This is a genomic window from Streptomyces sp. NPDC060205, from assembly GCF_042728395.1.
GTDB lineage: Bacteria > Actinomycetota > Actinomycetes > Streptomycetales > Streptomycetaceae > Streptomyces.
In genome coordinates this window covers 1-6928 of sequence record NZ_JBHWZP010000423.1, presented here as the reverse complement: position 1 = coordinate 6928, position 6928 = coordinate 1, and the positions used below count along the sequence as shown (strand labels likewise).

Genomic DNA, 6928 nt, shown 5'->3' with positions numbered 1-6928 from the left:
GGCTGAATACATCGCGGGCGGGCGGAGAGATGCTGGCGCAGCCGCAACTCTCAGCCCGTCCGGCGTTTGAGGACGAGCGCGCAGCGCGATCCGGGGGGCGAGGGGGCGCAGCCCCCATGCAGTGACGGGAAGGGTAGGGGCGGCGGGGGCGCAAACCCGGCCGCAGCCCCCGAGCCGGCCCCGCACCCCCTCAGACATAACGCCGCCCCGGCCCCACCCCCACCGCCCCCACAACCGCATCCGCCAACACCCCCACCTCCCCCGGCGCAAGCCGGGAAACGGTGATCCGCAACCCAGGAGGCGCGTCCATACGAAAGCGCGCCCCAGCAGCCACAGCCCACCCGGAGTGCAGCAACCGCGCAACCGCCCCGGTCTCATCCGGAACAGGCACCCACACGTTCATGCCACTGGCCCCCCAAGCCTCGACCCCCCGCTCAGCAAGCGCACCGATCAACGCGTCACGACGAAGCCGGTACGCCGCCGCCACAGCAACCGTGTCCACGGCCCCACTCCCCCACAACTGCACCACGGCCCGCTGCAGCAACCGGCTGACCCACCCCGGCCCCAGCCGCTGCCGCCCCTGCACCCGGTCCATGGTGACCGGATCACCGGTCAGCACGGCCAGCCGCAGATCGGGCCCGTAGGCCTTGGCGACGGAGCGGGTGAAGGCCCAGTGCCGGGTCGCGCCGGCCAGCGGATGCAGGGGCAGGTCGACGATCCGGTGCCCGTGGTCGTCCTCGACGAGCAGGGTCTCCGGGTACTGCTCCAGCACGGCCCGCAGCGCACGCGCGCGCGTGGCGCTCACCGCGGCACCGGTCGGGTTCTGCGCGCGGTCGGTGACGATCAGCGCCCGCGCCCCACCCTCCAGTGCGACCCGTACGGCATCGGGCAGCGGCCCCTCGGTGTCGACCCGCACCGGCACGGCCCGCAGCCCGAGCGCCGGGACGAGGTCGAGCACGCTGTGCCAGCCGGGATCCTCCACCGCGACCGCGTCCCCCGGCCTGAGGTGCGCGGCCAGTACCCGCTCGATGCCGTCGAGCGATCCCGAGGTGACCACGACCGGCCCGTCCGGCACTCCGTCCGCGTCGAGGTCGGCGCGGGCGAGCCGGGCCAGTTCCGCGTCCACGGAAGCCTCTCCGTAGAGCGTCGGTTCGCGGTCCGCGAACTCCACGGCCGCCGCGAACGCCTCGCGGAGGGAAGGCAGCAGTGCGGGGTCCGGATTGCCGTCCGACAGGTTCCGTACGCCGGGCGGGACGTCCAGCCGGGACAGCTCCCGCGCGGTCGTCACCGGCTTGGAGCGTACGCGGCTGCCGCGCCGGCCCGCGGTCTCGATGACTCCGCGTTCGCGCAGGGTGCGGTAGGCGGCCGCGACGGTATTGGGATTCACCTCAAGCCGTGACGCCAACTCCCGCATAGGCGGCAGCAGTTGTCCCGGCTCCAGCTCGCCCGAACCCACCGCGCGCTCGACACTGGCCGCAATCTCGGCTGCACGCCTGCCTTCGATCCGATACTCTCCTAGCACAAAGCAGAGTATGCACTAGTACAAAATGCGACGCAAGCCGAACACACCCCGCCCCGGCGGACCATCCCGCACAGCGCCCACCAGGAGAACCCCATGACGGAGACGGCCACCCCGCGCCCCGCCACCTACACCCCGACCGACCGCACGGTCCCCACCCGCTCCCGGGAGCGCGCCGCGTACGACCACGAGATGGTGCACGCGATCCTCGACGAGGGGTACGTCTGCCACCTCGGGTTCGTCCGCGACGGGGCGCCCGTCGTGCTGCCCACGCTGTACGGGCGGGTCGGCGAGCGGCTCTACGTGCACGGCTCGACCGGTTCGCGTCCCCTGCGGATGGCGGGGCGGGCCGACCCGGGTCTACCGGTCTGCCTCACGGTCACCCACGTGGACGGGCTCGTACTGGCCCGCTCGGCCTTCCACCACTCGATCAACTACCGGTCGGTGGTGGTGCACGGCGTGGCCTATCAGGTGACGGATCCGGAGGAGAAGCGACAGGCCCTGGACGCGCTGGTGGACCACGTGGTGCCGGGCCGCTCGCACGACTCCCGGCCCGCCAACGCCAAGGAGCTGGCCGCGACGTCCGTACTGCGGCTGGACCTCGCCGAGGTCTCGGCCAAGCTGCGCACCGGTGGCCCGAACGACGAGCCCGAGGACCTCGGCCTGCCGCACTGGACCGGAGTCCTCCCCGTCCGCACGGCCTACGGAGCCCCCGAGCCGGCCGACGACCTGGCTCCGGGCACGGAGGTCCCGGCCTACCTGTCGAAGTGACCGCCGTACGGGCGACATCCGAGGACGCGCATCACCGCAGAAAGGAAGTCCGTTGTATGAGCCCTACAGGGGTGGGGCCCACACGGCACGGCACTACATGGCACGGCACGGCGCCTAACCGGCGGTACCCCGCCCGGACAGCCGCTCCCCCTCGACGCCACCCGCGCCACCCGTGTCACGAACACCACCCACCCCACCCCTGCCGTCCAACTCCAAACCGTCCGCGCCGCCCACTCCCTGTGCCACCGGAGCCTGCGACCCCTTGGTCGGCGCGGACGTCTGCGCGATGAAGGCGCCGCACAGCACCACCGCCCCGCCGACGATCTGGGGCGCCGAGAGATGCTCCCCGAGAAGGACCCAGGCGAGCACGGTCGCGATGACCGCCTCCAGGCACGCCACGACTCCGGCCACCTGGGGCGAGAGCCTGCGCACCGCGAGAACACCGGTCACGTAGGCGACGACCGTCGCGATCAGTACGATCCACCCCAGGAGCAGCGAGGCGGCCACGGTCGTCCCGTCCAGGTCCGCGTCGCCCCCGAGGACCGACCAGTCCATGCCCCAGGGCCGCGCCACGAGCGTCAGGACGAGCGCACCGACGAGCAGCCCGTACGCGATGACGCCCAGCGGGGCAGGCGCCTGCGCCCCCGCGTCGCCGCCCTGGTCGGCCAGGACGAAGTACCCGACCTGGCAGCACGCGGCGCCGAGCGCCAGCAGCAGTCCGAGGACGTCGAAGCTCAGGCCCGCCCACACCTCGACGACACAGGCGAGCCCGCCGACGGCCAGGACGACTCCGAGGGCCGCGGCGCGGGTGACGGGCCGGCGCTGTACGAACCGCACCCATCCGAGGACCAGGGCGGGCGCGAGGTACTCCACGAGCAGTGCGACGCCGACGGGTATCCGGGAGATGGAGGCGAAGTAGCAGGCCTGGACGCCGGCGACGGCCAGCAGTCCGAATCCGGCGAGCAGCGCGGGCCGCGCGCGGACCAGGTTCCGGTGGCGTACGGCCAGCGGCAGCATGACGAGTGCGGCGCCCGCGACGCGCAGCCAGACGACGTGCAGGGGGTCGAGGCCTGCCTCGATCAACGGTTTGGCGGCGACGCCGGAGCCGCCGAAGGCGACCGCCGACCCGAGCGCGAGTCCCAGCCCGACGCCTCTGCCACGGTTGCCCCGGCCGATCTCTGACGTATGCACCGGCACATGATGACAGGCGACGACATGAGCGTCACCCCCGTTGACACCTGTCTCAACGACTGGACGTCTGCACGCCCGTGCACGCCGATCCCGCCGGCGGCTCACGGTCAGGCTTCGAGGCCCCGCCCCCGCTCCGCCACACCGTCGAGGCGCACCAGCAGCTCCCGTACATCGACCCCCGCGCGCCCCAGCACTTCCACGGCCCGCGACTCGGGTTCGGCGATCAGCGCGGCGAGCAGGTCGACGCCGTCCGCGAACGGGTCGCCCCGCCGCCCGGCACGCTCGTACGCGGCCGCCATGACCCCGGCCGCCACGGGCGACCAGCCGTCCCCGGTCACCGTCGGCACGGCGCCGGAGTCCTCGACGGAACTCTGCCAGCGGAGCCCGTAGCCGATGCTGCGCTGGACGAGGTAGCCGAGCAGCCGGGCGACCTGCGGGCCGCTCTCGAAGGCCTCGCGCACCTCGGGGTCCGACTCCAGGAGCGTATGCAGCAGGTGAGCCGTGTCGATCTGCCGGTCACCGTCCCGCAACGCCCGTCTGCGCGCGCTCGCGACCATCGCCGCCAGCTCGGCACTGAGGTGGGCCTCGGCATCGGGGCCCACCGGGCCGCGCTCGGCGGCCTGCTGGTGGGGGCTTTGGGGAAGACGGTGTTGCACGTCTCCCACCTCATCAGCCCGTCGGCATCCGGTCATCCTCGCGGGGAAGCATTTCCGCGTCCGACACAGGGTGGGCACCGGTGTCCGGCTCCTCCTCCTTACGGATGACATCACGCTGTTCTCCCCTGAGCAGCGCGCGCCGCTTTGCTCCGCGCCCCTTGCGCAACCGTCTCGCTCCGGCGCTCGTCCACACGGGCATGGAGAGCGGGTGCTGGCTGGTGGCCCTGCCGTCGGTGGACGGCAGACAGTACGTGTACCGGGTCTACGCACCCGAGGACGCGCTGCCGGCCGACCTGTTCTGGGAGGCGTGGCACTGCCACGACGAAGGGCCCTTCCCGCGCGCGTGGGACGTGTTCGACGCGGCGGTGATACGACGGATGCACTGAGCCCGGCGCCCGCCCCACACTCTCTGACGGTTCATCAGTATTGAATGTTCAGGGTTCTACGGCTACGTTCCGCGACACCGTAGCCAGCTGCGCCCGGCGCAGCGCCCGAGACAAAGGGGTGGCCCGCATGGCCGAAGTCAGCGCGGAAGCACGGATCGAGGCGCCCGCCGAGAAGGTCTGGGCGCAGCTCACGGACTTCTCCTCGTACGGGGAGTGGAACTCCACCCACACCAGTTTCCCCAAGGGCGGCCCCGAGACCCTCGCGGTCGGCGGCACCTTCGAGGAGAACATGAAGCTCATGGGCTTTCCCGCGGAGGTCAACTGGACCATCGAGGACCTGGAGACGGCCCGTACGCTCGCGATCCGCGGCAAGGGGCCCATGTCCGTGACGGTCGCCACGCGCTACACCTTGATCCCGGACGGGGAAGCCACCACGGTCCGTATCGACGGCGAGTTCACGGGCGCCGCCGTCTCACTCATGGCGGGCAAGCTCAAGGACTCGGCGACGGCGGCCCTCAACGAGTCCCTGCGCAAACTGAGCGGCCTCGTCTCCTGAAGCACTCCCCGCCACCCCCACACACATTTCCACACGCACGCAGCCCCCACTCCGTCCCCCAGCCGCATGGGGGGTGCCTCGCAGTCGAGGCACCCCCCCTTGTCGCGGCCCGCTGTCACGGCCCGTTCGGCCGGGTGCGCCATCAGTCCTCGTCGGCGAGGATCAGATACAGCTTCTTGCGCGATTCGTTGATGACGGCCAGCGCCTTCTCGCGCTGCTCCTTGCTGCCGGTCTTCCAGACCTGCCCGAACGCCTCCATCAGACCGAAGCCGGCCTGCCGGATGTCGCTCAGTGCCTCCCAGTCGACCCCGCGCCCCGCGTCCTCCCAGGGCGCGTCCGCACCCTCGTCGGCCGCGGCGCGACCCTCCTCGGTCAGCGAGAACAGCTTCTTGCCGCCCTCGGTCGCACTGCTGATCAGACCTTCGTCCTCCAGCAGCTGAAGGGTGGGGTACACCGAGCCGGGACTGGGCTTCCACGCCCCGCCGCTGCGCTCGGCGATCTCCTGGATCATCTCGTAACCGTGCATGGGCCGGTCCTTGAGCAGGGCCAGGATCGACGCGCGTACGTCACCGCGCCGCGCCCTGCCGCGCGGTCCGCCCCGGCCTCCGCGCCCGCCCCAGGGGCCCGGGCCGAAGCCGGGACCGCCGAAGCCGGGCCCGAAGGGACCGAAAGCCCCGCGCCGGCCTTCGAAGCCGCCCTCACCGGGACCGCCGGGGCCACCCCGGCCGCGTCCACGGCCGTGTCCATGCCCATGACCGGGGCCGAAGCCCGGTCCGTATTCCTCTCCATGGGAACGCATCGCAATCACTCCATTCCATCGTTGATCTGTCGCGATGCGTCAACGATATATCGGAATAGCTCGCCCGACAACCCCTTACCGAACAGAAGGCGGTCAGGAGGCAGCCAGGACACGGGCAGAAGAGGGCCGCCCGCCCCGGATTGGCCTTGGTCCGCGCCCCTGAGCAGCGCCTACCGTCGGGCGCATGCGGATTCGTATCGTCGACGCCTTCACCGACCGCCCCTTCGCCGGCAACCCGGCCGGGGTCCTCCTCCTCGACACCTCGACGTCCTTCCCGGACGACGCCTGGCTGCAGAACGTGGCCCTGGAGGTCAACCACGCCGAGACGGCGTTCGCCCACCCCCTGCCCGCGGGAGGCGAGGCCGACTGGGCGCTGCGCTGGTTCACCCCCGCCGCCGAGGTCGCGCTGTGCGGCCACGCGACCCTCGCCACCGCCCATGTGCTGGTCACCACGGGAGCCGTCCGGGGTCCCGTGCGGTTCGCGACGAGAAGCGGGGTGCTCGTCGCGACCCCGAGGGACGACGGCTCCCTCACGCTGGACTTCCCGACCGCCCCGCTCACCGCGGTCGAGGTCCCGGCGGGCGTGGCCGAGGCCCTGGGCGCCGAGCCCCTCACCACCCACGACACCGGCCCGAACATCCGCGACCTTCTCGTCGAACTCGCCGACGAGAAGACGGTCCTGGGACTGACCCCCGACACCGTGTCCCTCGGGCGCCACTCCGAGCGCGGCATCATCGCCACGGCCCGCGCCGAAGACCCCTCCCGGGGCTACGACTTCGTGTCCCGCTGCTTCTTCCCGAACATCGGCATCGACGAGGACCCGGTCACCGGCAGCGCCCACACGGCCCTCGCCCCGTTCTGGTCGAAGCGCCTGGGCCGGACCGACCTCACCGGCCTCCAGGCCTCGGCCCGCTCCGGGCGCGTCCGTACGGAACTCCGGGGCGACCGCACCCTGCTCTCGGGCCGCGCGGTCACCGTGATCGAGGGTGACCTGCTCGTCTGACCAGCGCGAACCGCCCGCGGAACGGGCGGAGGGGCGTACGGCTCACC

Annotated in this window: 8 protein-coding genes; 4 read left to right on the top strand and 4 right to left on the bottom strand. The window is 72.2% G+C overall.

The genetic code is table 11. The annotated features are described in order from the left end of the window. Nucleotides 1-190: 190 nt before the first annotated feature. Nucleotides 191-1522: an aminotransferase class I/II-fold pyridoxal phosphate-dependent enzyme gene (locus ACFWGJ_RS39840; RefSeq protein ID WP_387333849.1), complete on the bottom strand. Its 1332-nt coding sequence runs from the start codon at nt 1520-1522 to the stop codon at nt 191-193. 93 nt (nt 1523-1615) lie between these two features. Here ACFWGJ_RS39840 and ACFWGJ_RS39835 point away from each other — a divergent pair, with 93 nt between their 5' ends. Then, a complete protein-coding gene (locus ACFWGJ_RS39835) occupies nt 1616-2290 on the top strand; it encodes a pyridoxamine 5'-phosphate oxidase family protein (protein WP_387333848.1) in 675 nt (224 codons plus the stop codon). A gap of 114 nt (nt 2291-2404) precedes the next feature. On the opposite strand, the gene ACFWGJ_RS39830 is transcribed toward ACFWGJ_RS39835, so the two are convergent. Continuing rightward, nucleotides 2405-3487, bottom strand: a complete 1083-nt coding sequence (locus tag ACFWGJ_RS39830) for a DMT family transporter (RefSeq protein ID WP_387333847.1) — start codon at nt 3485-3487, stop codon at nt 2405-2407. A gap of 101 nt (nt 3488-3588) precedes the next feature. Beyond that, nucleotides 3589-4137 carry a Clp protease N-terminal domain-containing protein gene (locus tag ACFWGJ_RS39825; protein ID WP_387333846.1) on the bottom strand — a complete coding sequence of 183 codons (549 nt, stop codon included), beginning with the start codon at nt 4135-4137 and terminating at the stop codon, nt 3589-3591. A 197-nt stretch (nt 4138-4334) separates the two neighbouring features. On the opposite strand from ACFWGJ_RS39825, the gene ACFWGJ_RS39820 reads away from it, so the two are divergent. After that, nucleotides 4335-4523 (top strand): hypothetical protein, encoded by a 189-nt coding sequence (locus tag ACFWGJ_RS39820; protein WP_387333850.1) that lies wholly within the window; start codon nt 4335-4337, stop codon nt 4521-4523. 127 nt (nt 4524-4650) lie between these two features. Next, the gene (locus tag ACFWGJ_RS39815; protein ID WP_387333845.1) at nt 4651-5079 is read left to right on the top strand and encodes an SRPBCC family protein; all 429 of its coding nucleotides are present in this window, start codon (nt 4651-4653) and stop codon (nt 5077-5079) included. A 142-nt stretch (nt 5080-5221) separates the two neighbouring features. Here ACFWGJ_RS39815 and ACFWGJ_RS39810 read toward each other — a convergent pair whose 3' ends face one another. Then, complete coding sequence (locus tag ACFWGJ_RS39810) at nt 5222-5878, bottom strand: PadR family transcriptional regulator (protein ID WP_210891608.1); 657 nt, start codon at nt 5876-5878, stop codon at nt 5222-5224. Between the two features lie 184 nt (nt 5879-6062). Between ACFWGJ_RS39810 and ACFWGJ_RS39805 the strand changes: the two genes are divergently transcribed. Continuing rightward, nucleotides 6063-6881: a PhzF family phenazine biosynthesis protein gene (locus tag ACFWGJ_RS39805; protein WP_387333844.1), complete on the top strand. Its 819-nt coding sequence runs from the start codon at nt 6063-6065 to the stop codon at nt 6879-6881. The last annotated feature ends 47 nt before the right edge of the window (nt 6882-6928 follow it).

Bases quoted from the DNA above. Each gene is read 5' to 3' on its own strand.
- ACFWGJ_RS39835 (WP_387333848.1), top strand. From the start codon at position 1,616: ATGACGGAGACGGCCACCCCGCGCCCCGCCACCTACACCCCGACCGAC.
- ACFWGJ_RS39820 (WP_387333850.1), top strand. From the start codon at position 4,335: ATGGAGAGCGGGTGCTGGCTGGTGGCCCTGCCGTCGGTGGACGGCAGA.
- ACFWGJ_RS39815 (WP_387333845.1), top strand. From the start codon at position 4,651: ATGGCCGAAGTCAGCGCGGAAGCACGGATCGAGGCGCCCGCCGAGAAG.
- ACFWGJ_RS39810 (WP_210891608.1), bottom strand. From the start codon at position 5,878: ATGCGTTCCCATGGAGAGGAATACGGACCGGGCTTCGGCCCCGGTCAT.
- ACFWGJ_RS39805 (WP_387333844.1), top strand. From the start codon at position 6,063: ATGCGGATTCGTATCGTCGACGCCTTCACCGACCGCCCCTTCGCCGGC.